Origin of the sequence: Pseudomonas nitroreducens TX1 (genome assembly GCF_000313755.1) — a bacterium.
GTDB lineage: Bacteria > Pseudomonadota > Gammaproteobacteria > Pseudomonadales > Pseudomonadaceae > Pseudomonas > Pseudomonas nitroreducens_A.
On the sequence record NZ_AMZB01000100.1, the window covers coordinates 13,468 to 38,695 of the forward strand.

21 protein-coding genes are annotated in these 25,228 nt (G+C 64.9%); 6 read left to right on the forward strand and 15 right to left on the reverse strand.

The window, feature by feature from the left end; translation table 11 throughout:
• Positions 1 to 19: 19 nt before the first annotated feature.
• Complete coding sequence (locus tag C167_RS0109725; protein ID WP_017518083.1) at positions 20 to 1,828, forward strand: AmpG family muropeptide MFS transporter; 1,809 nt, start codon at positions 20 to 22, stop codon at positions 1,826 to 1,828.
• Positions 1,829 to 1,897: 69 nt separating this feature from the next.
• Here C167_RS0109725 and C167_RS0109730 read toward each other — a convergent pair whose 3' ends face one another.
• The gene (locus C167_RS0109730; RefSeq protein ID WP_026078932.1) at positions 1,898 to 2,743 is read right to left on the reverse strand and encodes a mechanosensitive ion channel family protein; all 846 of its coding nucleotides are present in this window, start codon (positions 2,741 to 2,743) and stop codon (positions 1,898 to 1,900) included.
• Positions 2,744 to 2,871: 128 nt separating this feature from the next.
• Entirely contained in the window at positions 2,872 to 3,351 is a 480-nt protein-coding gene (locus C167_RS0109735) for a YajQ family cyclic di-GMP-binding protein (protein ID WP_017518085.1), read from the reverse strand.
• A gap of 160 nt (positions 3,352 to 3,511) precedes the next feature.
• Here C167_RS0109735 and C167_RS0109740 point away from each other — a divergent pair, with 160 nt between their 5' ends.
• The 4 genes from C167_RS0109740 to C167_RS0109755 are packed head-to-tail and all read left to right on the forward strand — an operon-like array spanning position 3,512 to position 8,114.
• Complete coding sequence (locus C167_RS0109740) at positions 3,512 to 4,477, forward strand: response regulator (protein WP_017518086.1); 966 nt, start codon at positions 3,512 to 3,514, stop codon at positions 4,475 to 4,477.
• Between the two features lie 37 nt (positions 4,478 to 4,514).
• Entirely contained in the window at positions 4,515 to 5,426 is a 912-nt protein-coding gene (locus C167_RS0109745; protein ID WP_017518087.1) for a putative 2-dehydropantoate 2-reductase, read from the forward strand.
• Positions 5,427 to 5,486: 60 nt separating this feature from the next.
• Complete coding sequence (locus C167_RS0109750; RefSeq protein WP_017518088.1) at positions 5,487 to 7,538, forward strand: ATP-binding protein; 2,052 nt, start codon at positions 5,487 to 5,489, stop codon at positions 7,536 to 7,538.
• A gap of 3 nt (positions 7,539 to 7,541) precedes the next feature.
• Positions 7,542 to 8,114, forward strand: coding sequence for a cob(I)yrinic acid a,c-diamide adenosyltransferase (locus tag C167_RS0109755; RefSeq protein WP_017518089.1), 573 nt, complete (start codon positions 7,542 to 7,544; stop codon positions 8,112 to 8,114).
• Positions 8,115 to 8,118: 4 nt separating this feature from the next.
• Here the strand turns inward: C167_RS0109755 and C167_RS0109760 are convergent, their stop codons facing one another.
• The 4 genes from C167_RS0109760 to secA all read right to left on the reverse strand — a co-directional run bounded on the left by C167_RS0109760 (position 8,119) and on the right by secA (position 13,996).
• Positions 8,119 to 9,069, reverse strand: a complete 951-nt coding sequence (locus tag C167_RS0109760; RefSeq protein WP_017518090.1) for a Nudix family hydrolase — start codon at positions 9,067 to 9,069, stop codon at positions 8,119 to 8,121.
• A gap of 71 nt (positions 9,070 to 9,140) precedes the next feature.
• On the reverse strand, positions 9,141 to 9,770 hold the full coding sequence (locus tag C167_RS0109765) for a glutathione S-transferase family protein (protein ID WP_017518091.1): 630 nt from the start codon (positions 9,768 to 9,770) through the stop codon (positions 9,141 to 9,143).
• Between the two features lie 148 nt (positions 9,771 to 9,918).
• On the reverse strand, positions 9,919 to 11,136 hold the full coding sequence (argJ, locus tag C167_RS0109775; protein ID WP_026078933.1) for a bifunctional glutamate N-acetyltransferase/amino-acid acetyltransferase ArgJ: 1,218 nt from the start codon (positions 11,134 to 11,136) through the stop codon (positions 9,919 to 9,921).
• 109 nt (positions 11,137 to 11,245) lie between these two features.
• Complete coding sequence (secA, locus tag C167_RS0109780; protein ID WP_026078934.1) at positions 11,246 to 13,996, reverse strand: preprotein translocase subunit SecA; 2,751 nt, start codon at positions 13,994 to 13,996, stop codon at positions 11,246 to 11,248.
• A gap of 290 nt (positions 13,997 to 14,286) precedes the next feature.
• Between secA and C167_RS0109785 the strand changes: the two genes are divergently transcribed.
• Positions 14,287 to 14,754 carry a DUF721 domain-containing protein gene (locus tag C167_RS0109785; RefSeq protein WP_017518094.1) on the forward strand — a complete coding sequence of 156 codons (468 nt, stop codon included), beginning with the start codon at positions 14,287 to 14,289 and terminating at the stop codon, positions 14,752 to 14,754.
• A 70-nt stretch (positions 14,755 to 14,824) separates the two neighbouring features.
• Here the strand turns inward: C167_RS0109785 and lpxC are convergent, their stop codons facing one another.
• The 9 genes from lpxC to murD form a co-directional block, all read right to left on the reverse strand.
• On the reverse strand, positions 14,825 to 15,736 hold the full coding sequence (gene lpxC / locus C167_RS0109790) for a UDP-3-O-acyl-N-acetylglucosamine deacetylase (RefSeq protein ID WP_015475884.1): 912 nt from the start codon (positions 15,734 to 15,736) through the stop codon (positions 14,825 to 14,827).
• A gap of 112 nt (positions 15,737 to 15,848) precedes the next feature.
• Positions 15,849 to 17,033, reverse strand: coding sequence for a cell division protein FtsZ (gene ftsZ, locus C167_RS0109795; RefSeq protein WP_017518095.1), 1,185 nt, complete (start codon positions 17,031 to 17,033; stop codon positions 15,849 to 15,851).
• A gap of 53 nt (positions 17,034 to 17,086) precedes the next feature.
• Positions 17,087 to 18,334, reverse strand: a complete 1,248-nt coding sequence (ftsA, locus tag C167_RS0109800; RefSeq protein ID WP_017518096.1) for a cell division protein FtsA — start codon at positions 18,332 to 18,334, stop codon at positions 17,087 to 17,089.
• A gap of 21 nt (positions 18,335 to 18,355) precedes the next feature.
• The gene (locus C167_RS0109805; protein WP_017518097.1) at positions 18,356 to 19,219 is read right to left on the reverse strand and encodes a cell division protein FtsQ/DivIB; all 864 of its coding nucleotides are present in this window, start codon (positions 19,217 to 19,219) and stop codon (positions 18,356 to 18,358) included.
• A gap of 3 nt (positions 19,220 to 19,222) precedes the next feature.
• Positions 19,223 to 20,170 (reverse strand): D-alanine--D-alanine ligase, encoded by a 948-nt coding sequence (locus tag C167_RS0109810; RefSeq protein WP_017518098.1) that lies wholly within the window; start codon positions 20,168 to 20,170, stop codon positions 19,223 to 19,225.
• Positions 20,167 to 21,621, reverse strand: a complete 1,455-nt coding sequence (gene murC / locus C167_RS0109815) for a UDP-N-acetylmuramate--L-alanine ligase (protein WP_017518099.1) — start codon at positions 21,619 to 21,621, stop codon at positions 20,167 to 20,169. The genes C167_RS0109810 and murC overlap by 4 nt, the downstream gene beginning before the upstream one ends.
• Positions 21,614 to 22,687, reverse strand: coding sequence for an undecaprenyldiphospho-muramoylpentapeptide beta-N-acetylglucosaminyltransferase (gene murG, locus C167_RS0109820; RefSeq protein ID WP_017518100.1), 1,074 nt, complete (start codon positions 22,685 to 22,687; stop codon positions 21,614 to 21,616). Before murG ends, murC begins: the two co-directional genes overlap by 8 nt.
• Entirely contained in the window at positions 22,677 to 23,876 is a 1,200-nt protein-coding gene (gene ftsW, locus C167_RS0109825) for a putative lipid II flippase FtsW (protein ID WP_017518101.1), read from the reverse strand. The genes murG and ftsW overlap by 11 nt, the downstream gene beginning before the upstream one ends.
• Positions 23,876 to 25,222 (reverse strand): UDP-N-acetylmuramoyl-L-alanine--D-glutamate ligase, encoded by a 1,347-nt coding sequence (gene murD, locus C167_RS0109830; protein WP_017518102.1) that lies wholly within the window; start codon positions 25,220 to 25,222, stop codon positions 23,876 to 23,878. Before murD ends, ftsW begins: the two co-directional genes overlap by 1 nt.
• Positions 25,223 to 25,228: the final 6 nt, after the last annotated feature.

Consider the following 25,228-nt stretch of genomic DNA (forward strand, 5'->3'; position numbering starts at 1 on the left):
CTGCTGGAAAACACCCCCCATGAAAGAGCATTCCTGGCGAGAGGCATGGATTGCCTATAAGTCTCCCGCCAGCCTCGCGCTTTTGCTGCTGGGTTTCGCCGCCGGCCTGCCTTATATGCTGGTGCTCTCCACCCTCTCGGTGTGGTTGCGTGAAGCAGGCGTCGCTCGGGAAACCATTGGATTCGCCAGCTGGATCGGGCTGGTGTACGCCTTCAAATGGGTGTGGTCGCCCATGCTCGACCAGTGGCGCCTGCCCTTCATCGGTCGCCTGGGCCGCCGCCGCTCCTGGCTGGTGTTTTCCCAGGGGCTGATCGCCATCGGCCTGCTCGGCATGGCCCTGTGCAACCCGCAATCGCACCTGAACTGGCTGATCGCCCTGGCAATGGTGGTGGCTTTCGCCTCCGCCACCCAGGACATCGCCATCGACGCCTACCGCCTGGAAATCGCCGAAAACACCCGTCAGGCCGCGCTGGCTGCCTGCTATATGACCGGCTACCGGGTCGCCGTGCTGTTCGCTACCGCCGGGGTGCTGTTCCTCGCCGAATGGGCCGGCTCCAGCGCTCTGCACTACAGCCAGTCGGCCTGGGCGCTGACTTACGCGGTGTGCGCCCTGGCCATCCTGCCCGGGTTGATCACCACGCTGCTGATGAAAGAGCCGCCGGTGAACGTGCAGCCGCAGGCTGGCAGTTCGGCCTTCGCCTTCAACCACCAACTGCTCTCGGTGCTGACCCTGCTGGTACTGCTGATTTCCGTGCCGGCCATGCTGACTGCGCTGACCGCCCAGGCGTGGCCGCGCGCTGCGCTGTATGCGATCTTCATCGGCGTCTGCATGACACCCCACGGCCGCCGACAGATTCGCCCGGTACGCGAGCTGCTGTCGAAAGTACGCCGCCCGCTGCTGCTGGCCGTGCATGGCCGCGGCCTGCCGCAGTTCGACTTCGTCCACCAGGCCGTGTCGGTGATCGTGTTGATCATCCTGCTGGTAACCGGCACCGCGTTCATCAACATGACCGAGGCCGGCAAGTGGTGGCTCGCCATCCTCTACCTGCTGATCGCCCTGAGCTGTATCTCGGCGCCTGGTCGCCTGCTGATGGCGCCGGTGCTGACGCCGATTACCGAGTTTGTCCGCCGCTATCGCTGGCAGGCGCTGCTGCTGCTCGGGTTGATCTCCACCTATCGCATGTCGGACACCGTCATGGGCACCATGGCCAGCGTGTTCTATATCGACATGGGCTTCACCAAGGACACCATCGCCACCGTCAGCAAGCTGTTCGGGGTGATCATGACGCTGGTCGGCGCCGCGGCCGGCGGCGTGCTGATCGCCCGCTTCAGCATCCTGCCAATCCTTTTCATCGGCGGCGCGGCCTCGGCCGCGACCAACCTGCTGTTCGCCATGCTGGCGCAAATGGGGGCAATCGACGATCCGCACCTGATGGGCCAGAACGTGTTCGCCCTGCTCAAGGTGCTGGAGCCGCACGTCACCATGCTGGTGGTGACCATCATGCTCGACAACTTCAGCGGCGGCCTCGCCACCTCGGCCTTCGTCGCCTACCTGTCGAGCCTGACCAACCTGAAGTTCTCCGCGACCCAGTACGCCATGCTCAGCTCCACCATGCTGTTGCTGCCGCGCTTCATCGGTGGCTATTCCGGCGCCATGGTCGAGGGCATGGGCTACGAGCGGTTCTTCTTCTTCACCGCCCTGCTCGGCGTGCCCACGCTGCTGCTGATCGGCTGGCTGTGGCTGCAACGCAAGAACGACATGACCAATGGCGCCGCCGAACCTCCTGCGCAAACGCCAGCGCAGCAGCCGAGCGCCGAACGTCACTGACTTGCCGGTGAAACAGCGCTCATGAAAAAGGCCGGCAATTGCCGGCCTGTTTCATGGCGGTTGGTCAGATCAATCGGTGAGCACCGAGCCCTCTTCGCCCTTGACCACACGCACCACCTTGTTCGGCGCCAGGTCGATGCCGGCGTCGCGCAGACGCAGGCGCACCTGCTCGTTGAGCATGAAGGTGACGGCCCAGTAGTCGGAATTGGCAGTCCACAGGCGCAGCGACAGAGTCACCGAGTTTTCACCCAGGCCCGCGACCACCACCACTGGCGCCGGGGATTTGAGCACACGCGAATCCTCGGCGAGTTCCTTGAGAATCGCGCGGGCGCCATCCAGGTCGGCGTCGAAGGCCAGCTTCACGTCGAAGGTCACCTGACGGGTCGTCTGCGTCGAGGTGTTGGTGATGATGCCGTTGGACAGTGCACCGTTGGGCACGATCACCGTACGGTTGTCACCGGTGCGCAGCACGGTATGGAAGATCATGATGTTGTCCACGGTGCCGGACACGCCCTGGGCCTCGATCCAGTCGCCGATCTTGAACGGGCGGAACAGCAGGATCAGCACGCCGCCGGCAAAGTTCGACAGGCTGCCCTGCAGCGCAAGGCCGATGGCCAGGCCGGCGGCACCGATGGCTGCGACGAAACTGGTGGTCTGGATGCCGATCATCGACGCCACGCTGACCATCAGCAGGATCTTCAGGATGATGTTCACCATGCTGCCGATGAAGCCCTGCAGCGCCTTGTCCACGTGCTTGGTCGACAGGACGCCGCCCACGCGGCGGGTCAGCAGGTTGATCACCCACCAGCCGATCAGCAGGGTCAACAGCGCCAGCACGGCGTTGCCCAGGTAAGCCAGGACGACAGGCGCCCAGGCCTCCGCACTGTTGACGATGTGCTCGTAATTCATATCCATGGATGCAGGCCCCTTGTCTATTGCCATTGCTAAAAACAAAACCGCCATGGCAAGCCATGACGGTCGGGTGTTCGCCGAGCGACTCTTAATTGCGACGTCGCCCGGGCGACGAGGTTCCGCTGAAGGGGTCAGTCGCGGAAGTTGTTGAACTGCAGCGGCATGCCCAGGGACTCGCCACGCAGCAGCGCGATGGCTTCCTGCAGGTCGTCGCGCTTCTTGCCGGTGACACGTACCTGCTCGCCCTGGATGGCGGCCTGAACCTTGAGCTTCTTGTCCTTGATCAGGGCGACGATCTTCTTCGCCAGATCCTTGTCGATGCCCTCGCGGAAGTCGACTTCCTGCTTGACCACCTTGCCAGAGGCGAAGGAGTCCTTGACCTCCATGCACTGCGCGTCGATCTTGCGCTTGACCAGGCTGGAGCGAAGAATGTCGAGCATCTGCTCGAGCATGAAATCCGCCTCGGCGGTCAGGGTGATGGACTTGTCCTTGGCCTCGAAGCTGCACTTGCCCTTCAGGTCGAAACGGCGGTCCAGTTCCTTGGCAGCGTTATCCAGGGCGTTGGTCAGTTCGTGTTTGTCCAGTTCGGACACCACGTCGAACGAAGGCATGACATCTCTCCAGATGGACGGCGCGATGCGGTTCACAGTCAGCATCGAGCCTGGCTTGACGATAAAAATGCGCGGTCATTATAACTGACAGACAAGACCGCGCCCGGCCTCTGACAGTGAGAGTCGGCATTTCCCACCCGTTTGCGAGACATTCCTTTTCATGCCAACCAACCATCTCAGCATCCTGGTGGTCGACGACGCCAAGTTCTCCAGTGCCATGATCGGCCGCGCGCTGAGCCAGGCCGGCTACCAGAACGTGCGCTTCGCCAGCAGTGCCAGCGAGGCGCTCGAGCTGCTGGAAAAGGAGCCGGTGAGCGTCCTCCTCGCCGACTGGCTGATGCCCGAGATGGACGGCCTGGAGCTCACCGCCCGGGTGCGCCAGCTCGACGAGAGCGGCGACCACTACACCTACATCATCCTGCTCACCGGCAAGGAGGGCGACAACGCCCTGGCCGAGGCCTTCGACCGAGGCGTGGACGACTTCGTCAGCAAGTCCTCGATGAACGAGCAACTGGTGCCGCGCGTGCTGGCCGCGGACCGCCTGAGCAACACCCTGCAGCGCCTGCTGATGGAAAACCGCCTGCTCACCGAGAACATCACCAGCCTGGAGGAGCGCAACCTGGTGGACAGCGCCACCGGCCTGGGCAACCAGCGCTACCTCAAGCAGAAGATGGCCGACAGCATCCGCCAGGTGGAGTCCCGTGGTGGTGCGGTGTGCTACATGCTGATCGGCCTGCCGGAGCTGGCCGAACTGGGGCACAGGCACGGCCAGCCGTTCCAGAACGAACTGCTGCATGGCGTCGCCCGCCGACTGCAGCAACTGGTGCGCCCGCTGGACGTCCTGGCGCGCCTCGACAGCCAGCACTTCGCCCTGATCACCCTGCTCGAAGACCTGCAGGAATGCTCGCCCAGCAGTTTCCGCCGCCTGCATGAAGGCTTGAACCTCAAGGCGTTCAAGACCAGCGAAGGCTTCATCACCCTCAAGGCCGGCATCAGCCTGGTCGGCGTCGATGCCAAGGCGCTGCCCCTGGAGGTTGAACAAGTGATGCAGCAAGGCCGTGCGCTGCTGCCCGATGCCTTCGCCAGTGGGCGAATCAACGCCAGCCGGCTGACCGGCCTGCGCTAAACTTCGCGGTAAGCCCTCGACCCGCGAAGTTCTTCCCATGACCTGGACCATACTCGGCGCCGGTAGCCTCGGTTGCCTGTGGGCCGCGCGCCTTTTCCGCGCCGGCCTGCCGGTACGCCTGCTGCTGCGCGACCGCAAGCGCCTCAACGCCTACCGCGCTCTGGGTGGCGTCACCCTCGTGGAAAACGGCCGCGAGAGCCTTTACCCCATCCCGGCGGAGACTGCCGCCCAAGGCGCCCCGATCCAGCGCCTGCTGCTCGCCTGCAAGGCCTATGACGCCGAATCCGCCGCTGCCAGCGTAGCCGCACGGCTGGCCCCCGGCGCCGAGCTCGTCCTGTTGCAGAACGGCCTGGGCAGCCAGCAGGCGGTCAGCTCCCACCTGCCGCGCGCCCGCTGCCTGTACGCATCCAGCACCGAAGGCGCATTCCGCGAGGCCGACTTCCGCGTAGTCTTCGCCGGCCAGGGCCAGACCTGGCTGGGCGACGAACAAGGTGGTACCGAACCCGACTGGTTGTCCGATCTGCGTCAGGCCGGGATCCCCGTGCAATGGAGCGCCGACATCCTCGAACGTCTGTGGCGCAAGCTCGCGCTGAACTGCGCCATCAATCCGCTCACCGTGCTGCATCAGTGCCGCAACGGCGAGTTGGCGGGCCATCCCAGCGAAGTCGCCGGGCTTTGCGACGAGCTGGGCCAGTTGCTGCATGCCGTCGGCTATCCCGTCGCCGCCAGGGAGCTGCAAAGCGACGTGGAGCGGGTGATTGCCGCCACCGCGGCGAACTTCTCCTCGATGTACCAGGACATCGCCAAGGGCCGGCGCAGCGAGATTGCCTATCTGCTTGGCCACGCCTGTCGCGAGGGGGATCGCCTGCACCTGGCGCTGCCGCTGCTGCGCGCCCTGCACGAGCGCCTGCGCAGCGACCTGGTGGCGCGCGGATTGCCCGACAACTGATGGCGGGCTACCCTGGCCGCTTCCCCTGTTTTTCTCTTTGACGCGCCCATGCCTTCTCCCATGAACCTGCGCCAGCGCCTGGAAGACCTGCCGGTCGGCCAGAAGATCCTCGCCGCCCTGCTGGTGCTGCTGGCGACCGTGATGCTGGTGGCCAACCTGGCCTTCATCAGCGCGGCCTACTGGATTTCCCAGGACAGCGTCGCGCCCCAGGCCCTGCAGACCATCGGCAGGCTGATCGCCAATCCGGCGCTCAGCGAGCCGGCGCTGTCCTCGCCGACCCAGGCCCAGGTGCTGCTGCGCCAGCTCGACGACTACCAGCCGCTGCGCGCCGCCGCGCTCTATGACAGCAATGGCGAGCGCATCGCACAGACGCCGAGCAATGGGCCGGTGGCCCTGCCCGAGCGCCTGGACCACTTGGAGCGCTGGCGCCAGCACGAATATCGCCTCAACGCACTGTTCGAGCTGCCCCAGGCCGGCCGCAACAGTGGCTACCTGCTACTGGTGGCCAGTAGCGAGCTGCCCGGCGCCTTCTACACCGGTACGCTGACGGCCAGCCTGGTAATCCTCTCCGTTTCGGTACTGCTCTGGCTGCTCATCGCCCAGCAGATCCGCCGCCTGATCACGCGGCCGATCCGCAGCCTGGAGGAGCTGTCGCGCCAGGTCACCCGCGAGGAGAACTACGCCCTGCGCGCCGAGCGCGGCAATGCCGACGAGATCGGTCGCCTCGCCGACGCATTCAACACCATGCTGACCCGTATCGAGGCCCGCGAGCAGCAGCTCAAGCGCGCCCGCGACGATGCCCAGGAGGCCGTCGAGCAGGCCCAGTCGCTGGCCGAGGAAACCCGTCGCTCGAACCGCAAGCTGGAGCTGGAAGTCCAGGTGCGCGGCAAGATCGAGAAGAAGCTCACCGGTTTCCAGCACTACCTCAACAGCATCATCGACTCCATGCCCTCGGCGCTGATCGCGGTGGACGAGCAACTCTACGTCACCCAGTGGAACCAGGAAGCCAGCCAGCTTTCCGGTACCAGCCTGGACGACGCGGTGAACCAGCCGGTGTTCCTCGCCTTCCCCTCGCTCAAGCCCTTCCTGCCGCAGCTCACCCGCGCCGCCGAGCAGCACAAGGTCGAACGCGTCGAACGGGTTACCTGGGCCCTCACCGACGCCCCGCGCCACTATGCCCTGACCTTCTACCCGCTGATGGGCGGTACCGGCCGTGGCGCGGTGATCCGTATCGACGACATCACCGACCGCCTGGGGATGGAAGAGATGATGGTGCAGTCGGAGAAGATGCTCTCCGTCGGCGGTCTCGCCGCCGGCATGGCCCATGAGATCAACAACCCGCTGGGCGCGATCCTGCACAACGTGCAGAACATCCGCCGGCGCCTGTCGCCGGACCTGCCGAAGAACCTCGAGGTAGCCGCTGAAGTGGGCGTGCGCCTGGACGACCTCAACCACTACCTGGAGGCGCGGGAGATTCCCAAGCTGATGGACGGCATTCAGTACGCCGGCTCCCGCGCGGCGAAGATCGTCACCCACATGCTCTCCTTCAGCCGCCGCAGCCATCGCCAGATGGCCGCCTGCGAGTTGCCGGCACTGCTGGAACAGGCCGTGGAGATCGCCGGCAATGACTTCGACCTCACCGGCGGCTTCGACTTCAAGTCGCTGCAGATCGTCCACGAGTATGACCAGCGCCTGGGGCCGGTACCGGTGATCGCCAACGAAATCGAACAGGTCCTGCTCAACCTGTTGAAGAACGCCGCCCAGGCCATCCACCTTCGCGACGACGAAGAAGAAGGCGAATTCGGCCGCATCATCCTGCGCACCCGGCTCAATCCGCCGTGGGCGGAAATCCAGGTGGAGGACAATGGCTGCGGCATGCCGGAGAAGGTGCGCAAACGCATCTTCGAGCCTTTCTTCACCACCAAGGAAGTCGGCCAGGGTACGGGCCTGGGCCTGTCGGTCTCGTACTTCATCGTCACCAACAACCACAAGGGGCAGATGGAGGTACAGTCCGAGCTGGGTCAAGGCACCTGCTTCACCCTGCGCCTGCCGCTGACCACCGAAGTTTCCCCGCCCTTGCCGCTATTGGCGCAAGGCGACAAGGAGCATTGAGCCATGGGCAATCGCCTGTCGAAGATCTACACCCGCACCGGCGATGCCGGAGAAACCGGCCTGGCCGACGGACGCCGGGTACCCAAGCATCATCCGCGGGTGGAGGCCATGGGCGCGGTGGACGAACTGAACAGCCACCTCGGCCTGCTGCTGGCCGGGCTGCACGAAGCGCGCAGCAGTGCGCTGGAAGAAGTGATGGGTGTGTTGGCGCCGATCCAGCACCGCCTGTTCGACCTGGGCGGCGAGCTGGCGATGCCGGAATACCGCGCGCTGAACGATGCCGAAGTAGAACGTCTGGAGCAGGTGATCGACCGCTGGAACGAGGAGCTCGGGCCGCTGAAGAACTTCATCCTGCCGGGCGGCTCGCGTCTGGTCGCCCTCGCCCATCTGTGCCGCGCGCAGGCGCGCAACGCCGAGCGCCGCTGCCAACAGCTCAATGCCGAGGAGCCGCTGGCAGGCGCGGGCCTGCGCTACCTGAATCGCCTGTCCGACCTGCTGTTCGTCGCCGCACGCTTCATCGCCCGCCGTCAGGGCGTGGAAGAGATTCTCTGGCAAGCCGCGGAAAAGCCCGCCTGATCTGTCAGCCTTCGTTTTTCGGCCAGAACGCCCGAATACCCGCCACGCCCTGCGCACCGGCCTGCCAGGCACGCTCGACGTCCTGCGGACCGACGCCGCCGAGCAGGAACACCGGCTGGTTGAAGCCATCGATCAGCTCTGCCGCCGTCTCCCAGCCCAGCGCCGGTTCCCCCGGATGGCTCTCGGTGGGCTGCACCGGCGACAGGGTGACGAAGTCCACACCCATGCGCGCCGCCAGTTCCAGTTCCTCGGCGCTATGGCAGGAAGCCGCCAGCAGGCGCTCGCGGGGGAACGGCCGGCCATTGGGCGCGTACTTGCGCAGTTGCTCGGAAGTCAGGTGCCAGCCGGCCGCCGGGAAATCGCCCAGCCATTCCAGCGGGCCCTTGAGCATCAGCTGCGCCTTGCCGGCGCACAGGCCTTGTACGTCGACAGCGAGGTCGCGGTACTCGGGGCTGTACATGTTCGGCGCGCGCAGCTGGATCAGGCGGATGCCACTGGCGATAGCCGCACGAACGCCCTGCACCAGTTGCGGGATTTCCAGCCCATCGGGCGTGATCAAGTAGCGATCAGGCAGGCGCGCGGCCTGCACGATAGGCTCGTTGGCGGCCGGGAAGTCGTAATCCGGCAGGTCGCGCGGGGAGACCCAGGCCAGCGGCTGGCCCTCGGCACCATGGGGCGCGCCGGAGAAGACGGAGACCTCCCACACATCCAGCAGTACATGCTTGTCGCTGTAGTCGTGCTGCACGCGGATCAGCGGGCGCGCCTGCTCGACGTCGATGCCGAGTTCTTCCTTCAGCTCGCGGGCCAGGGCGACCTGCACCGCTTCGCCCTCTTCCACCTTGCCACCGGGAAACTCCCAGAGACCGCCCTGGTGCTTGTCGTCCGGACGGCGGGCGATCAGCACCCGGCCATCGAGTCCGCGAATCACGGCGGCGGCGACATGTACTCGTTTCACAGTGCTACTCCTCAATCCGATTCAGGCAGGGCCCGCGCAGACGGGCATTCTACCGTCATTGCCGGCCGGATTCAGGCGCGTTCGACCATCGCCGCGTCCAGCCAGGGGCGGAAGGCCGGCCAGGCGTAGATCGCATCCACGTAGTTCTGGGCCTCGATGGGCAGCATCACGCAGTAACTGCGCAAGCGCGTGGCAATGGGTGCATAGAAGGCATCGGCGATGCTCGCGTGGCCGAACAGGAACGGGCCGTCCTGACCGAACTGACCGCGGCACAGCGCCCAGAGCTCGACGATGCGGGCGATGTCCGCCTCCACCGCTTCGGGCACTTCGGCCAACGGCTGGTTGCGTTGGATGTCCATTGGCATATGCGAGCGCAGCGCCATGAAGCCGCTGTGCATCTCGGCGCAGACTGATCGGGCCAGCGCTCGCGCCGCTTCGCCACGCGGCCAGAGGTGCGCCTCGGGGAAGCGCTCGGCGAGGTATTCGGCAATTGCCAGGGAATCCCAGATCAGCCCGTGCTCGCACTTGAGCGCCGGCACCTTGCCGCTGGGCGAGTGCTCGCGGATACGCCGTGCGGTGTCCAGGCCACCCAGGGGAATGAGGATTTCCTCGAACTCGGCCCCGGTGAGTTGCATGGCAAGCCAGCCGCGCAGGGACCAGGAGGAGAGATTCTTGCTGCCGATGATCAGGGTAAGGGACATGGAGGCGATGCTCTTGAGGGTCAGTCAGGAGACCTTAGAGCGCGGCAGCCATGAAAACAAATTCCCGATTTTCATCCATCGATGAAAATCGGGAATGCGAGCGGAACGAGACGCAGGGCCTGGGCGGGCCCCTGCGTCTTAGCGTCGATCAGGTGCGGTACTCAGCGTTGATCTTCACGTACTCGTGGGACAGGTCGGTGGTCCAGATGGTCTCGCTGCAGGTGCCACGGCCGAGATCGATGCGGATGGTGATCTCTTCCTGGGCCATGACCCTCGCCCCCTGGTCCTCGGTGTAGCTGGCCGCGCGGCAACCACGGCTGGCGATGGCAACGTCATCCAGGAATACGTCGATCAGACTCACATCCAGGTCTGGCACGCCGGCACGACCGACGGCGGCGAGGATACGGCCCCAGTTCGGGTCGGACGCGAACAACGCGGTCTTGATCAGCGGCGAGTGGGAGACGGCGTACCCGACATCCAGGCACTCCTGGTGCGTCGCGCCGCCGTTTACCTGCACGGTAACGAATTTGGTGGCGCCTTCGCCGTCACGCACGATGGCCTGCGCCAGCTCCATGGATACATCCAGCACGGCCTGCTTCAGCGCGGCGAACAGCGCGCCGGAGGCGGCGGTGATTTCCGGCAGCGCAGCCTGGCCGGTGGCAACCAGCATGCAGCAGTCGTTGGTGGAGGTGTCCCCGTCGATGGTGATGCGGTTGAAGGACTTGTTCGATGCGTCGCGCAGCAGGTCCTGCAGCACGCCCTGGGCAACCTTGGCGTCGGTGGCGATATAACCGAGCATGGTGGCCATGTTCGGTTTGATCATGCCGGCGCCCTTGCTGATGCCAGTGACGGTGATGGTCACGCCGTCGTGCTGGAACTGGCGGCTGGCCCCCTTGGGCAGGGTGTCGGTGGTCATGATGCCGGCGGCTGCGTCGGCCCAGTTATCCACCGACAGGTTGGCCAGCGCGGCGGGCAGAGCGGCTTCGATCTTCTCGACCGGCAGCGGCTCGCCGATCACCCCGGTGGAGTATGGCAGCACGGCGTTTTCCGGAACGCCGGCCAGTTCGGCCAGCTTGGCGCAGGTACGGGTGGCATTGGCCAGGCCCGGCTCGCCGGTGCCGGCGTTGGCGTTGCCGGTATTGGTCAGCAGGTAGCGCACCGGCCCCAGGAAGCGCTTGCGCGCCAGGATCACCGGGGCGGCGCAGAAGGCGTTGGTAGTGAACACACCGGCTACGGTGGAACCTTCGGCGCAACGCATCACCACGATGTCCTTGCGGCCGGGTCGCTTGATGCCGGCGGAGGCGATGCCGAGTTCGAAACCGGGGACCGGGTGCAGGGTGGACATGGGGCCGAGACCAACAGCCATGTGGCGCGCTCCTATCTAGTCAGTGAACCATCTAATCAGTGGATCAAAGGAGAAAAACGCCGCGAGCGGCAGGGCCGGTCGCGGCGTGGGGTATCAGGGTCGGGAAGAGTTATTCCACCTGACCGTGGCAGTGCTTGTACTTCTTGCCCGAACCGCAGGGGCACGGCTCGTTGCGGCCGATCTTCGGTTCGTTGCGGATGGGCTCCATCGGCACCACGTTGTCAGCCGGTACTTCGCCCTCTTCTTCAGGCTCGGCAGTGACCTGCTCCATGGACGGAGCAGCGGCGTGCTGGAACTGCATGCGCTTGGCCATTTCCTCGGCCTCGCGGCGCAGGCGGGCTTCTTCTTCGGCCGGATCTTCGCGGCGAACCTGGACGAAGGACAGCACGCGGATGGTGTCGCGCTTGATGGAATTCAGCAGGTCCTGGAACAGGTTGAAGGACTCGCGCTTGTATTCCTGCTTCGGGTTCTTCTGCGCGTAGCCGCGCAGGTGAATGCCATGACGCAGGTGATCCATGGTGGACAGGTGGTCCTTCCACAGGTCGTCCAGCACGCGCAGCAGCATCTGCTTCTCGAAGGTGCGCAGGGCTTCTTCGCCGGCGAGCTCCTCCTTCTCGTGGTAGGCAGCGACCAGCTCGGCAAGGATCTTCTCGCGCAGGGTTTCTTCGTAGAGCTTCTCGTCGTCGTCCAGCCACTGCTGGATCGGCAGTTTGAGGCCGAAATCGCTGTACAGCGCAGCTTCCAGACCGGCGACGTCCCACTGCTCGGGCAGCGACTGCGGCGGAATGTGCTCGCTGACGGTGTTGTTCAGGGTCTCTTCACGGAACTCGGTGATGGTCTCGCCGATGTTGTCGGCCGCGAGCAGGGTGTTGCGCATGTGGTAGATCACCTTGCGCTGCTCGTTGGCGACGTCATCGAACTCCAGCAGTTGTTTACGAATATCGAAGTTGCGGCCTTCGACCTTGCGCTGGGCCTTTTCGATGGCATTGGTCACCATGCGGTGCTCGATCGCCTCGCCCGGCTGCATCCCCAAGGCTTTCATGAAGTTCTTCACCCGGTCGGAGGCGAAGATGCGCATCAGGTGGTCTTCCAGGGACAGGTAGAAGCGGCTGGAGCCCGGGTCGCCCTGACGGCCGGCACGGCCACGCAGCTGGTTGTCGATACGGCGGGATTCGTGACGCTCGGAGGCGATCACGTGCAGGCCGCCTGCCTCGATGACCTGCTGGTGACGCTTCTGCCAGTCGGCCTTGATCTGTGCCACCTGTTCGTCGGTGGGGTTCTCCAGCGCGGCGACTTCCACTTCCCAGTTGCCGCCCAGCAGGATGTCGGTACCACGACCGGCCATGTTGGTGGCGATGGTGACCGAGCCCGGACGACCGGCCTGGGCGATGATCTCGGCTTCCTTCTCGTGGTACTTGGCGTTCAGAACCTTGTGCTCGATGCCGGCGTTCTGCAGCAACTGCGAGACGTATTCGGAGGTTTCGACCGAGGCGGTACCCACGAGGATCGGACGGCCCAGCGCCTGGCACTGCTGCACATCGGTGATGATGGCGGCGTACTTCTCGTCCTGGGTCAGGTAGACCAGGTCGTTGAAGTCCTTACGGGCAACCGGACGGTGGGTCGGAATCACCACCACGTCGAGGCCGTAGGTCTGGCGGAATTCGAAGGCCTCGGTGTCGGCGGTGCCGGTCATGCCGGCCAGCTTGGTGTAGAGGCGGAAGTAGTTCTGGAAGGTGGTCGAGGCCAGGGTCTGGCTCTCGGCCTGGATCGGCAGGTTTTCCTTGGCCTCGATGGCCTGGTGCAGGCCCTCGGAGAGGCGACGGCCCGGCATGGTACGGCCAGTGTGCTCGTCGATCAGCAGGACCTGGTCGCCCTGGACGATGTATTCCACGTTGCGGTGGAACAGGGTGTGGGCGCGCAGCGCGGCGTAGACGTGGGTCAGCAGGCTCAGGTTGTGCGCCGAGTAGAGGCTCTCGCCCTCGGCCAGCAGGCCGTTCTGGGTCAGCAGCTCTTCAACGTAGGCATGGCCCTGCTCGTTGAGTTCGACCTGACGGGTCTTCTCGTCGATGCTGTAGTGGCCCTGCTGGGTCACCTGGCCTTCGACTTCCTCGACATGACGCTTCAGGCGCGGGATCAGCTTGTTGATCTTGATGTACAGCTCGGAGCTGTCTTCGGCCTGGCCGGAAATGATCAGCGGAGTCCGCGCCTCGTCGATGAGGATGGAGTCCACTTCGTCGACCACGGCGAAGTTCAGTTCGCGCTGGAACTTGTCTTCCAGGCTGAACGCCATGTTGTCGCGCAGGTAGTCGAAGCCGAATTCGTTGTTGGTGCCGTAGGTGATGTCGGCAGCATAGGCCGCGCGCTTCTCTTCCGGCGGCTGGAACGGGCTGACGATGCCAACGGTCAGGCCGAGGAATTCATACAGCGGACGCATCCAGTTGGCGTCGCGGCGGGCCAGGTAGTCGTTCACGGTGACCACGTGCACACCCTTGCCGGACAGGGCGTTCAGGTAGACGGCCAGGGTGCCCACGAGGGTCTTGCCCTCACCGGTACGCATCTCGGCGATCTTGCCTTCGTGCAGGGTCATGCCGCCGATGAGCTGGACGTCGAAGTGACGCATGCCCATGACGCGCTTGCCGGCCTCGCGGGCAACGGCGAAGGCTTCGGGCAGGATCTGGTCGAGGCTCTCGCCCTTGGCGACACGCGCCTTGAACTCTTCGGTCTTGGCCTTCAGTTGCTCATCGGAAAGCGGGACCATCTGGGGCTCGAGTGCATTGATGGCCTGGACCTGCTTGGCCATGCGCTTCACTTCGCGCTCGTTCTTGCTTCCAAAGAGTTTTTTCAACAAAGGCGCAAACATATCGACTGGGTCATCCGAACTGGAGAATTGGAGGGCTGCCCGACTGGCTGGCCGCGGCGCGGAACGGCAATGAAGCGGGCATTCTACCCGGAAACTTCCGGGAAAAAAGTGCCGGAGTCATCCTCCGAAGCTTCGCATTCCGCGAGCTTGGGGGCAATGCATGGGCGGACAACTTTGCATCCGAGTGGGTGATATGGTGACGCAGCCGTGCATATTCAAGGGCGGACGGTGGCATCTGGCCCTGAGCGCATCTGTTACCATCGCTCTTTATTCACTCCCGGTTGCTCCTCATGGCCTTCCGCCCCCTGCCCGCCAAGGCGATGACCAAGTTGCTGCGCGAAGCCAAGCCGCTGCACTCGCTGTTCGTCCAGGCGCAGCGCCTCTCGCGCTTGCAGGAACTGCTCGATTCGCAATTGCAGCCCGCCGCGCGCCCTTTCTGCCGCGTCGCCTCCTGGCGTGAAGGCAGCCTGCTGCTGGTGGTCACCGACGGGCACTGGGCCACGCGCCTGCGTTACCAGCAGAACCGCCTGCTGCGGCAACTGGCCACGTTCGAGGAGTTCAGCGGACTCACGCGCATCCTGTTCAAGGTGCAACCAGCAATCCAGGCGCCTGTCCGCGTGAACACCAACCGCATCAGCGAATCCGCTTCGGCCACCCTGCATGCAGCGGCCGAAGGCATCAGCAATCCGCACCTCAAGGCCGCTCTCGAACGCCTCGCCAGCCGCAGCCGCAAACCACCGGAAGCAGACCAGGAATAAAGCGAAGACATAAAAAAAAAGGCCACCCGAGGGTGGCCTTTGAAGTTGTAGCTGAAAGGAGGAGGTTTCCTTATACGGCCGCAGCGGGTCGCATATAGGAGATCGGCGCGGTCTTGGCGTCCTCGAAGGTCACCACTTCCCAAGCGTCCTTGTCTGCGATGAGGGTACGCAGGAGACGGTTGTTCAGGGCGTGACCGGACTTGTAGCCGATGAACTCGCCGATAAGGCTGTTACCCAGCAGGTACAGGTCACCAATGGCGTCCAGGATCTTGTGCTTGACGAACTCGTCCTCATAACGAAGACCGTCTTCGTTGAGCACTCGATACTCGTCGACCACGATGGCGTTCTCCACGCTGCCACCCAGAGCCAGGTTCTGGGAACGCAGCATCTCGATGTCGCGCATGAACCCGAAGGTACGGGCGCGGCTCACTTCCTTGACGAAGGAAGTGCTGGAGAAATCCACCACGGCTTTCTGGGTGCGACCACGGAAGACCGGGTGATCGAAATCGATCTCGAAGCTCACCTTGAAGCCGTCGAACGGAACGAAGGTGGCGCGCTTGTCGCCCTCTTCCACCGTTACCTCGCGCTTGATGCGGATGAACTTCTTGGCCGCTTCCTGCTCTTGCAGGCCCGCGGACTGGATCAGGAATACGAAAGGACCTGCGCTGCCGTCCATGATCGGTACTTCCGATGCGGACAGTTCGACATAGGCGTTGTCGATACCCAGGCCGGCCATGGCCGAAAGCAGATGCTCCACGGTATCCACTTTGACGTCACCCTTGATCAGGGTGGTCGACATTGTGGTTTCGCCGACGTTCGAGGCCCGGGCGGGAATTTCCACCACAGGGTCGAGGTCAGCCCGGCAGAACACGATGCCAGTATCGACGGGAGCCGGCTTCAGGGTCAGGTAAACCTTCTCCCCGGAATGCAGGCCGACACCGGTCGCCCGGATGATGTTCTTCAAGGTGCGTTGTCTGATCATGGCTTTGGCCGCTTTCGCGCAAGTTGCGAACTGTTGTCAACAATGGGCGGCGATGATAGCAGAACCGCCCTTTGCTGAACACCAATCACATTGATACTCCTGATAAATCGACTCAATCGGCCTGACGACGCAGGAAGGCCGGGATATCCAGGTAGTCCAGATCGTCCTGCGGATTCAGCTTGGCCGCGGTGGCAGCGCCGCCGTGGTTCTGGTTGCGCATGACGGTCGGACGGTCCAGGTCACGGTAGTTCACCGACTGCTGCTCGCGCTGAACCGGAGCCTGGGTGCTGACGGCCTGGGTCTGAACGGTGTTGTCGACGACCTTGACCGGCTTCTCCAGGCGAGCGCCCAGACCGGTGGCGACTACGGTGACGTGCAGCTCGTCGCGCATGTCCGGATCGATCACGGTGCCCACTTTCACGGTGGCGTGCTCGGAAGCGAACTGCTCGATGATGTTGCCCACGTCGGAGTATTCGCCCAGGGACAGGTCCGGACCGGCGGTGATGTTGACCAGGATGCCGCGGGCGCCCTGCAGGTTGACGTCTTCCAGCAGCGGGTTGCGGATCGCGGCTTCGGTAGCCTCGCGAGCGCGGTTCGGGCCGCTGGCGCAGCCGGTGCCCATCATGGCCATGCCCATTTCGCTCATGACGGTTTTCACGTCGGCGAAGTCGACGTTGATCATGCCCGGGCGCTTGATGATGTCGGAGATACCGCGAACGGCACCGGCAAGCACATCGTCAGCCTTGGCGAAGGCGGCCAGCAGGCTCGCATCCTTGCCCAGGATGGTCAGCAGTTTTTCGTTCGGAATGGTGATCAGCGAGTCAACGCTTTCTGCCAGCGAGCGGATGCCTTCGTCGGCGATCTGCATGCGCTTGCGGCCTTCGAACGGGAACGGACGGGTGACCACGGCCACAGTGAGGATGCCCATTTCCTTGGCAACCTCGGCGATGATCGGCGCAGCACCGGTACCGGTACCGCCACCCATGCCGGTGGTGATGAAGACCATGTCGGCGCCTTCCAGGACTTCGGCGATACGCTCGCGGTCCTCGATGGCGGCCTGACGGCCCACTTCAGGGTTGGCGCCAGCGCCCAGGCCCTTGGTCACACCCGGGCCGAGTTGCAGAACGGTGCGTGCGGCGATGTTCTTCAGCGCCTGCGCATCAGTGTTGGCGCAAATGAATTCGACGCCATCAACGTTGTTCTTGGCCATGTGGTTGACGGCGTTGCCGCCACCACCACCTACGCCGATAACCTTGATGACTGCTGTTTGCGGGACGTTATCTACCAGTTCAAACATTTCCCCTCTCCTTCCTTTCTAGTTGTGTTGCCTACGTTTACCGCGGTGGTAAATCAGAAATTGCCCTGGACCCAGCGTTTAAGCTTTTCCAGTACCGGTGTCTTGGGTTCGTCGCTGCTGAAACTGCTGCCGGACAGGGAGATGCCGTCGGACTGCTTTTGCAGTCCGTACAGGAGCAGCCCCACACCGGTGGAATAGATTGGATTGCGCACGACGTCGGCCAGTCCCTTGACGCTGTGCGGTACGCCCAGGCGCACCGGCATGTGGAAGATCTCTTCGGCCAGCTCGACGGCGCCTTCCATCTTGGAAGTGCCACCGGTCAGGACGATCCCGGCCGGAATCAGGTCCTCATAGCCACTGCGACGCAGCTCTGCCTGAACCAGGGTGAAGAGCTCGTCGTAACGAGGCTCGACCACTTCGGCAAGCGCTTGGCGCGACAGTTCCCGCGGCGGACGATCGCCGACGCTGGGCACCTTGATGGTTTCGCCGGGGCCGGCCAGTTTGGCCAGTGCACAGGCGTAGCGAATCTTGATTTCCTCAGCGTACTGAGTCGGGGTGCGCAACGCCATGGCGATGTCGTTGGTGACCTGGTCGCCGGCGATCGGGATCACCGCCGTATGGCGAATGGCGCCTTCGGTGAAAATGGCGATATCGGTGGTGCCGCCGCCGATGTCCACCAGGCACACGCCCAGTTCCTTCTCGTCCTCGGTGAGCACGGAGTAGGCCGAAGCCAGTTGCTCGAGGATGATGTCGTCCACTTCCAGGCCGCAGCGGCGCACGCACTTCTCGATGTTCTGCGCGGCGTTCACCGCGCAGGTCACGACGTGCACCTTGGCTTCCAGGCGTACGCCGGACATGCCCAGCGGCTCGCGCACGCCTTCCTGGTTATCGATCACATAGTCCTGGGCCAGGGTGTGCAGCACACGCTGGTCGGCCGGGATGGCCACGGCCTGGGCCGCGTCCAGCACGCGCTCGATGTCCGCGCCGCTGACTTCGCGGTCGCGGATGGCCACGATGCCGTGGGAGTTCAGGCTGCGGATATGGTTGCCGGCGATGCCGACGAAGGCCGAGTGGATACGGCAGCCCGCCATCTGCTGGGCTTCATCGATGGCGCGCTGGATCGATTGCACGGTGGACTCGATGTTCACCACCACACCTTTCTTCAGGCCGCGCGAAGGGTGCGTCCCGATGCCGACGATTTCCAGCTTGCCATCGGCCGCCACCTCGCCCACCAGCGCCACCACCTTGGAGGTGCCGATATCCAGGCCGACGACCATTTTGCCGCTCTGCACGCTTGCCATGTTTATAGAAGTCTCCTCAACTCACTGCGCGGCGGTGGTCTGTGCCACCGTCGCTTCCGGCACCGGATCGCGCCACGCCACGGCCAGGCCGTTGGGGTAACGCATGTCGATGCGGGCGATTTTCGTAATCTGGTCTTTCAGCGCCTTGTCGTAGATGGTCACGAACCGGCGAATCTGTTCTACCGCGTGATCGCGGCCCAGCATGATCTCCACTCCCTGCGCGGTCCCCAGGGTCCAGGCGCCGCGAGAACTCATGTCCAGGCTGGCGATGGTGAAGCCCAGCGGGCGGAGCATCTGGCTGAGAATCTGGTACTGCTGCATCACTTGCTGCTGAGCGCGCTGCGGGCCGGACAGGCGCGGCAGGTGCTCGTAGTTGGCCACTTCACGCGGGGCGAAAGCCTGCCCCTGGTTGTTCAGCAGGGCCTCGTCACCCCAGCGGGCGATGGGCAATTGCTCGTCCAGTCGAACCACCACCTGGTCGGGCCATACGCGGCGCACTTCGGCGTGGGCGATCCAGGGCATCTGTTCCAGCTCCTGGCGCATGCCGGCCAGATCGATGGTGAAGAAGCTGGCCGAGACATAGGGGCTGATCCGCTGCTGCACCGCCGCCTGGCTGATGTAGCTGAGGTCGCCCTCTACGCTGACCTTGGCAATCGGGCGGTCGGCATAGGGCAGCACGTATTGCGCGCCGTAGTAAGCACCGCCGCCCAGTACGCCCAGCACCAGAGGCCACAGCAGCACCTTCAGGAAGCCGAAGCTGGGCTTGGGCATGCGAGCGCTGAGCGGCTCCTTGGCCACCAGACGGCTGGCGCCGCGCGGCACCGGCTTGCGTGCGGGAGCACGGCCGATTCCGGGATTCTGGTGACGAAGCTGCGCGCCGTTCATGACTTACCCCCTTGCCTCGACGCTGTCGGCGAGGATCGCCAGCACCAGTTGCTGGAAATCCAGGCCGGCCGCGCGCGCGGCCATGGGCACCAGGCTGTGGTCGGTCATGCCCGGTGCCGTGTTCACTTCCAACAGCCAGAAGCGCCCCTGGGCGTCCTGCATCACATCGGTCCGCCCCCAACCCTGGATGCCGAGGGCATCGCAGGCGCGCGCGGTCAGGTCCTTGAGCTCCTGTTCCTTGTCGGCATCGAGGCCGCAGGGAATCTGGTACTGGGTATCGTTGGCCAGGTACTTCGCGTCATAGTCGTAGAAGGTGTGCGGCGTGCCCAGGCGAATGGGCGGCAGCACCTGGCCACGGAGGATCGCGACGGTGTATTCAGGGCCGCTGATCCACTGCTCGACGAGCACTTGTGGATCGAATTTCGCAGCGGCAGCCCAGGCCGCGATCAGCTCGTCAATGCTGTTCACCTTGGCCATGCCGATGCTCGAACCCTCACTGGCCGGCTTTACGATCAGCGGGAAACCGAGTTTTGCCGCAGCGGCACGGCAATCGTCCTCGCTGGCGAGGACAGCGTGGTCCGGCGTCGGCAGGCCCAGGCTCAGCCACACGCGCTTGGTGCGCAGCTTGTCCATCGCCAGCGCGGAGGCAAGCACGCCGCTGCCGGTGTAGGGAATGCCGGCGATTTCCAGCAGCCCCTGCATGGTGCCGTCTTCACCGCCACGACCGTGGAGGATGATGAAGGCGCGGTCGATCTTCTCGCGAGTCAGACGCTCCAGCAGGTCATCGCCCACATCGATGCCGAAGGCGTCCACACCGGCGCCCTGCAAGGCCTGCAGAACCATGGCGCCGGATTTCAGCGACACCTCGCGCTCGGCGCTCTTGCCGCCGTACAGCACGGCGACGCGACCGAAGGCGCGGGGCTCGAGGGCGGATTTGAGGGCGTCACTCATTGTTTCTTCCCCTCGGCGCCAGCAGCGGCGGCGCCGAACATCGGATTCTTGATCAGTTGCGGAGCCAGCCCGCCGATATCGCCGGCGCCCTGGCAGAGCAGGATGTCGCCGGGACGCAACAGCGGCTTCAGCAGCGAAGCGAGGTCACCGCCACGCTCCAGGTAGATCGGGTCGAGCTGGCCGCGCTGGCGGATGCTGTGGCAAAGGTGACGGCTGTCGGCGCCAGGGATCGGCTCTTCGCCGGCCGGGTAGACCTCCATCAGCATCAGCACGTTGGCCTCGCCCAGCACCTGCACGAAGTCGTCGTACAGGTCGCGGGTGCGGCTGAAGCGGTGCGGTTGATACACCATCACCAGACGACGATCCGGCCAGCCACCGCGCACGGCCTTGATCACCGCCGCGACTTCGCGCGGGTGGTGGCCGTAGTCGTCGACCAGCATCACGCTGCCGCCTTCCACCTGCAGGTCGCCATAGACCTGGAAGCGACGGCCGACGCCCTGGAAGCCGGACAGGCCCTGGACGATGGCTTCGTCGGAGATACCTTCGTCAGTGGCGATGACGATGGTCGCCAGGGAGTTCAGCACGTTGTGCAGGCCGGGCATGTTCACCGAGACGTCCAGCGGCTCGCGCTCGGGGCGCAGCACGGTGAAGTAGGTGCGCATGCCTTCCTGGCGGATATTGATGGCGCGGACGTCGGCGTCCTCGCTCAGGCCGTAGGTCACGGTCGGACGCGCCACCTGCGGCAGGATCTCACGCACCACCGGGTCGTCCACGCAGACCACGGCCAGGCCGTAGAACGGCAGGTTGTGCAGGAAGTCGACAAAGGTGCGCTTGAGTTTGTTGAAGTCGCCGCCATAGGTACTCATGTGGTCGGCGTCAATGTTGGTGACCACCGAGACCATCGGCTGCAGGTGCAGGAAGCTGGCGTCACTCTCGTCGGCCTCGGCCACCAGGTAACGGCTGGTGCCCAGCTGCGCGTTGGTGCCAGCAGCGTTCAGGCGGCCGCCAATGACGAAGGTCGGGTCCAGGCCGCCGGCAGCGAACACCGAGGCGATCAGGCTGGTGGTGGTGGTCTTGCCGTGGGTGCCGGCGACGGCAATGCCGTGGCGGTAACGCATCAGCTCGGCGAGCATCTCGGCGCGCGGCACGACCGGCACGCGGCGATCCAGCGCGGCGGCGACTTCCGGGTTCGACTTGTTCACCGCGCTGGAAACCACCAGCACGTCGGCGCCGTCGGAGTTCTCCGCGCGGTGGCCAATGAAGATTTCCGCACCGAAGTTCTCCAGGCGCTCGGTGACCGGCGACGCCTTGAGGTCGGAGCCGGAGACTTCGTAGCCGAGGTTGAGCAGCACTTCCGCGATACCACACATGCCCACGCCACCGATGCCGACGAAGTGGATGCGGCGGATGCGCCGCATGGTGCGGGTGACGCCGGTGGGTTCTTTAACCACGGGCCACCTCCAGGCAGGCATCGACTACCGTGCGGGTAGCCTCGGGCTTGGCCAGGCTGCGTGCGCGAGCGGCCATGCGGGTCAGGGAATCGGGATGCATCAATACCTCGGACAACTGCGCGGCCAGTTCGGCGGCGCTGGTAGATTTCTGTGGCAGCAGGAGGGCCGCGCCCTCGCGCACCAGGAATTCGGCATTCTTGGTCTGGTGGTCGTCGATCGCGTGGGGCAGCGGCACCAGGAAGGACGGCAGGCCGGCGGCGGTCAGCTCGCTCACGGTCAGCGCTCCGGCGCGGCAGATCACCAGATCGGCCCAGGCGTAGGCAGCAGCCATGTCGGCGATGAACGGAGCTACGTCCGCTTCGACACCGGCGGCGCGGTAACGCTCCGCAGTCACTTCGTCATGCTGACGACCGGCCTGATGGCGAATGGCCGGGCGAATCTCGGCCGGCACCTGCGCCAGCGCTTCGGGCAGCAGCTTGTTCAGCGGCTCGGCGCCCAGGCTGCCGCCCAGCACCAGCAGGTTGACGCGACGGCCGCTCAACGGCGCGCGGGCACCCTCTTCCAGGAACAGCTCGACGCGCACCGGGTTGCCAGTGGTCAATCGCTTGGCGCTGCTGTCGAAGGTGTCCGGGAAGGCTTCGCAGACCCGCTTGGCCAGCGGCGCGAGGCTGCGGTTGGCGGTGCCGGCGACGGCGTTCTGTTCATGGATCACCAGGGGAACACCGGACAGCTTGGCAGCCAGGCCGCCCGGGCCGGTGACGTAGCCACCCAGGCCGAGCACGCAGACCGGCTTGAGCTGGCGAACCACGCCGATGGCCTGGAACAGCGACTTGAGCAGATCGAACGGCGCACGCAGCAGCGATTTGATGCCCTTGCCACGCAGGCCGCTGACGTTGATCAGGTGCAGCGGCAGGCCGGCCTTGGGTACCAGATCGTTTTCGATGCCGCGCGGGGTGCCCAGCCAGTGCACGCTGTAGCCGCGCGCCTGGAACTCACGGGCGCAGGCCAAGGCCGGGAACACGTGTCCGCCGGTGCCGCCCGCCATGATCAGGACGTTACCTTTCATCGGCAAAGTCCTCTTCGCTGAATTCATATTCCTCGCTGCCCATCACGGTGCGGCGCTCCCATTCGATGCGCAGCAGCATCCCCAGCTGGGCACAGCAGATCACCAGGGAACTGCCGCCGTAGCTGAGGAACGGCAGGGTCAGGCCCTTGGTCGGCAGCAGGCCGACGTTCACACCCACGTTGATCAGGAACTGGCCGATCCAAAGGAATGCCAGCCCGTAGGCTACGTAGGCGGAGAAGTACTGTTTCGACTGCTCGGCCCAGATACCGATGTACAGCGCGCGCAGGCTGACGAAGACGAACAGGGCCACGGTGGCCATCGCACCGACGATACCCAGCTCTTCGGCGAGGACCGCGAACACGAAGTCGGTGTGCGCCTCGGGCAGGTAGAACTGCTTCTGGATGCTGTTGCCCAGGCCCATACCGGTCCAGCCACCGCGGCCGAAGGCAATCAGCGCCTGGCTGAGCTGGTAGCCCGCGCCGAACTGGTCGGCCCAGGGATCGGTGAAGTTGGTCAGGCGGGCCATCCGGTAAGGCTGGGTCTGGATCAGCAGCACCACGGCGCCGACCGCCAGTGCGACCATCAGGCCGAAGCGGAACAGGCCCACGCCGCCGAGGAACAGCATCGCCGCGGCCGCCCCCATCATCACTACGGTGGCGCCGAAGTCCGGCTCGCGCAGCAGCAGGCCGGCCATGGGCAGCAGCACCACGAACGGCTTGAAGAAGCCCAGCCAGCTTTCGCGTACCTCCTCCTGGCGGCGAACCAGGTAGCCAGCCATGAAGATCACCACGAAGACCTTGGCGATCTCCGAGGGCTGGATGTTGAAGAGGCCGAAGCCGATCCAGCGCATGGAACCGTTCACCTCGCGACCGATGCCGGGGGTGATCACCATCACCAGCAGCACAAAGGCCACGGCCAGCAGCTTCCAGCCCCAGCGCTGCCAGGTTTCCATCGGCACCATCATGGTCACCCCGCAGGCGACGAAGCCGATGGCGAGGTAGATCAGGTGGCGGACCGAGAAGTACAGCGGATTGCCGGACTGCGCCGCGGCGACTTCGGAAGATGCCGAAGTGACCATCACCAGGCCGAGGCCGAGCAGCGCCAGACAGCCCGCGAGCAGCGGGAAGTCGATGTCGATGCCGTTGCGGCTGATCAGCGGGGACGGATAGGGGCGCAGGAAGGAGAACATCAGGCGAGCTCCTCCACGGCCTTGGCGAACAGGCGTCCGCGTTCCTCGTAGTTCCTGAACATGTCCAGGCTCGCGCAGGCCGGCGACAGCAGCACGGCGTCTCCCGGCAGAGCCAGGTCGGCGGCGTGCTCGACGGCTTCGTCGAGAGTATTCACGCGGACCTTGGGCACCACGTTGCCAAGGGCGGCGCTCACCAACTCGGCGTCACGACCCAGCAACACCACGGCGCGGCAATGCTTCGCAACCGGATCACGCAGGTCATGGAAGTCGGCGCCCTTGCCGTCGCCACCGGCGATCAGCACCAGCTTGCCGTCGATGTCCGCTCCCAGGCCTTCGATAGCAGCCAGGGCGGCGCCGACGTTGGTGGCCTTGGAGTCGTCGTAGTAGTTCACGCCGTTGCGCTCGCGCACCCACTGGCAGCGGTGAGCAAGACCGGCGAATTCACGCAGGGTCTGCAGCATCGGCTCGAACGGCAGACCGACGGCGTGCCCCAGCGCCAGCGCCGCCAGGGCATTGGACTGGTTGTGCGCGCCACGGATCTTCAGCTCGCGGGCGGGCATCAGCTTGTCGAACTGGAAGGCCAGCCACTTCTCGCCGTCCTCTTCGATGAGACCGAAGGCCTTGAAGTCCGGCTTGTTGATGCCGAAGGTCCAGCACGGCACGTTGTCAGCGATCAGCGGACGGCTCAGGGCGTCGGCACGGTTCACCACGACCTGTTTGGCGCCACGGAAGATGCGGTGCTTGGCCAGGTGATAATCGGCCATGCCGTCATAGCGGTCCATGTGGTCTTCGCTGACGTTCAGGCAGGTGGCGACCTCGGCGTTCAGGCGTTCGCAGGTTTCCAGCTGGAAGCTGGAAAGCTCTACCACGTACAGCTCGACGTCGTCGGCGAGCAGGTCCAGCGCCGGGGTACCGAGGTTGCCGCCAACGGCGACACGCTTGCCAGCGGCCTTGGCCATATCGCCCACCAGGGTGGTGACGGTGCTCTTGGCGTTGGAGCCGGTAATGGCGACGATCGGCGCCTTCGCGTGACGCGCGAACAGGTCCACGTCGCCGGACATGCGCACGCCACGGGCGGCCGCTTCCACCAGTGCGGGAACGCGCAGCGACAAGCCGGGGCTCACGTAGAGCTCCTGGGCGCGGCAGAGGAAATCGGCATCGAGGTCGCCGCAGCGGACCTCGACCTGCGGGTACTGCTCGCGCAGGGTCGCCAGCTCCGGCGGATTCGCGCGCGTATCGGCCACGGCAAAGGGCACGCCCTGGCGCGCCAGGTAGCGCACCAGGGACATGCCGCTCTTGCCGAGGCCGACAACGATGCGGAATTGGTCGGAAGCGATCAGGCTCATGCTCGA

Coding starts and splice junctions, on each gene's coding strand:
- C167_RS0109755 (WP_017518089.1), top strand. CDS start 7,542: ATGGGCAATCGCCTGTCGAAGATCTACACCCGCACCGGCGATGCCGGA.
- ftsA (WP_017518096.1), bottom strand. CDS start 18,334: ATGGCAAGCGTGCAGAGCGGCAAAATGGTCGTCGGCCTGGATATCGGC.
- secA (WP_026078934.1), bottom strand. CDS start 13,996: ATGTTTGCGCCTTTGTTGAAAAAACTCTTTGGAAGCAAGAACGAGCGC.
- C167_RS0109750 (WP_017518088.1), top strand. CDS start 5,487: ATGAACCTGCGCCAGCGCCTGGAAGACCTGCCGGTCGGCCAGAAGATC.
- C167_RS0109730 (WP_026078932.1), bottom strand. CDS start 2,743: ATGGATATGAATTACGAGCACATCGTCAACAGTGCGGAGGCCTGGGCG.
- C167_RS0109810 (WP_017518098.1), bottom strand. CDS start 20,170: ATGAGTGACGCCCTCAAATCCGCCCTCGAGCCCCGCGCCTTCGGTCGC.
- C167_RS0109765 (WP_017518091.1), bottom strand. CDS start 9,770: ATGTCCCTTACCCTGATCATCGGCAGCAAGAATCTCTCCTCCTGGTCC.
- C167_RS0109805 (WP_017518097.1), bottom strand. CDS start 19,219: ATGAACGGCGCGCAGCTTCGTCACCAGAATCCCGGAATCGGCCGTGCT.
- C167_RS0109785 (WP_017518094.1), top strand. CDS start 14,287: ATGGCCTTCCGCCCCCTGCCCGCCAAGGCGATGACCAAGTTGCTGCGC.
- C167_RS0109735 (WP_017518085.1), bottom strand. CDS start 3,351: ATGCCTTCGTTCGACGTGGTGTCCGAACTGGACAAACACGAACTGACC.
- murD (WP_017518102.1), bottom strand. CDS start 25,222: ATGAGCCTGATCGCTTCCGACCAATTCCGCATCGTTGTCGGCCTCGGC.
- ftsZ (WP_017518095.1), bottom strand. CDS start 17,033: ATGTTTGAACTGGTAGATAACGTCCCGCAAACAGCAGTCATCAAGGTT.
- C167_RS0109745 (WP_017518087.1), top strand. CDS start 4,515: ATGACCTGGACCATACTCGGCGCCGGTAGCCTCGGTTGCCTGTGGGCC.
- lpxC (WP_015475884.1), bottom strand. CDS start 15,736: ATGATCAGACAACGCACCTTGAAGAACATCATCCGGGCGACCGGTGTC.
- ftsW (WP_017518101.1), bottom strand. CDS start 23,876: ATGTTCTCCTTCCTGCGCCCCTATCCGTCCCCGCTGATCAGCCGCAAC.
- argJ (WP_026078933.1), bottom strand. CDS start 11,136: ATGGCTGTTGGTCTCGGCCCCATGTCCACCCTGCACCCGGTCCCCGGT.
- murG (WP_017518100.1), bottom strand. CDS start 22,687: ATGAAAGGTAACGTCCTGATCATGGCGGGCGGCACCGGCGGACACGTG.
- C167_RS0109725 (WP_017518083.1), top strand. CDS start 20: ATGAAAGAGCATTCCTGGCGAGAGGCATGGATTGCCTATAAGTCTCCC.
- C167_RS0109740 (WP_017518086.1), top strand. CDS start 3,512: ATGCCAACCAACCATCTCAGCATCCTGGTGGTCGACGACGCCAAGTTC.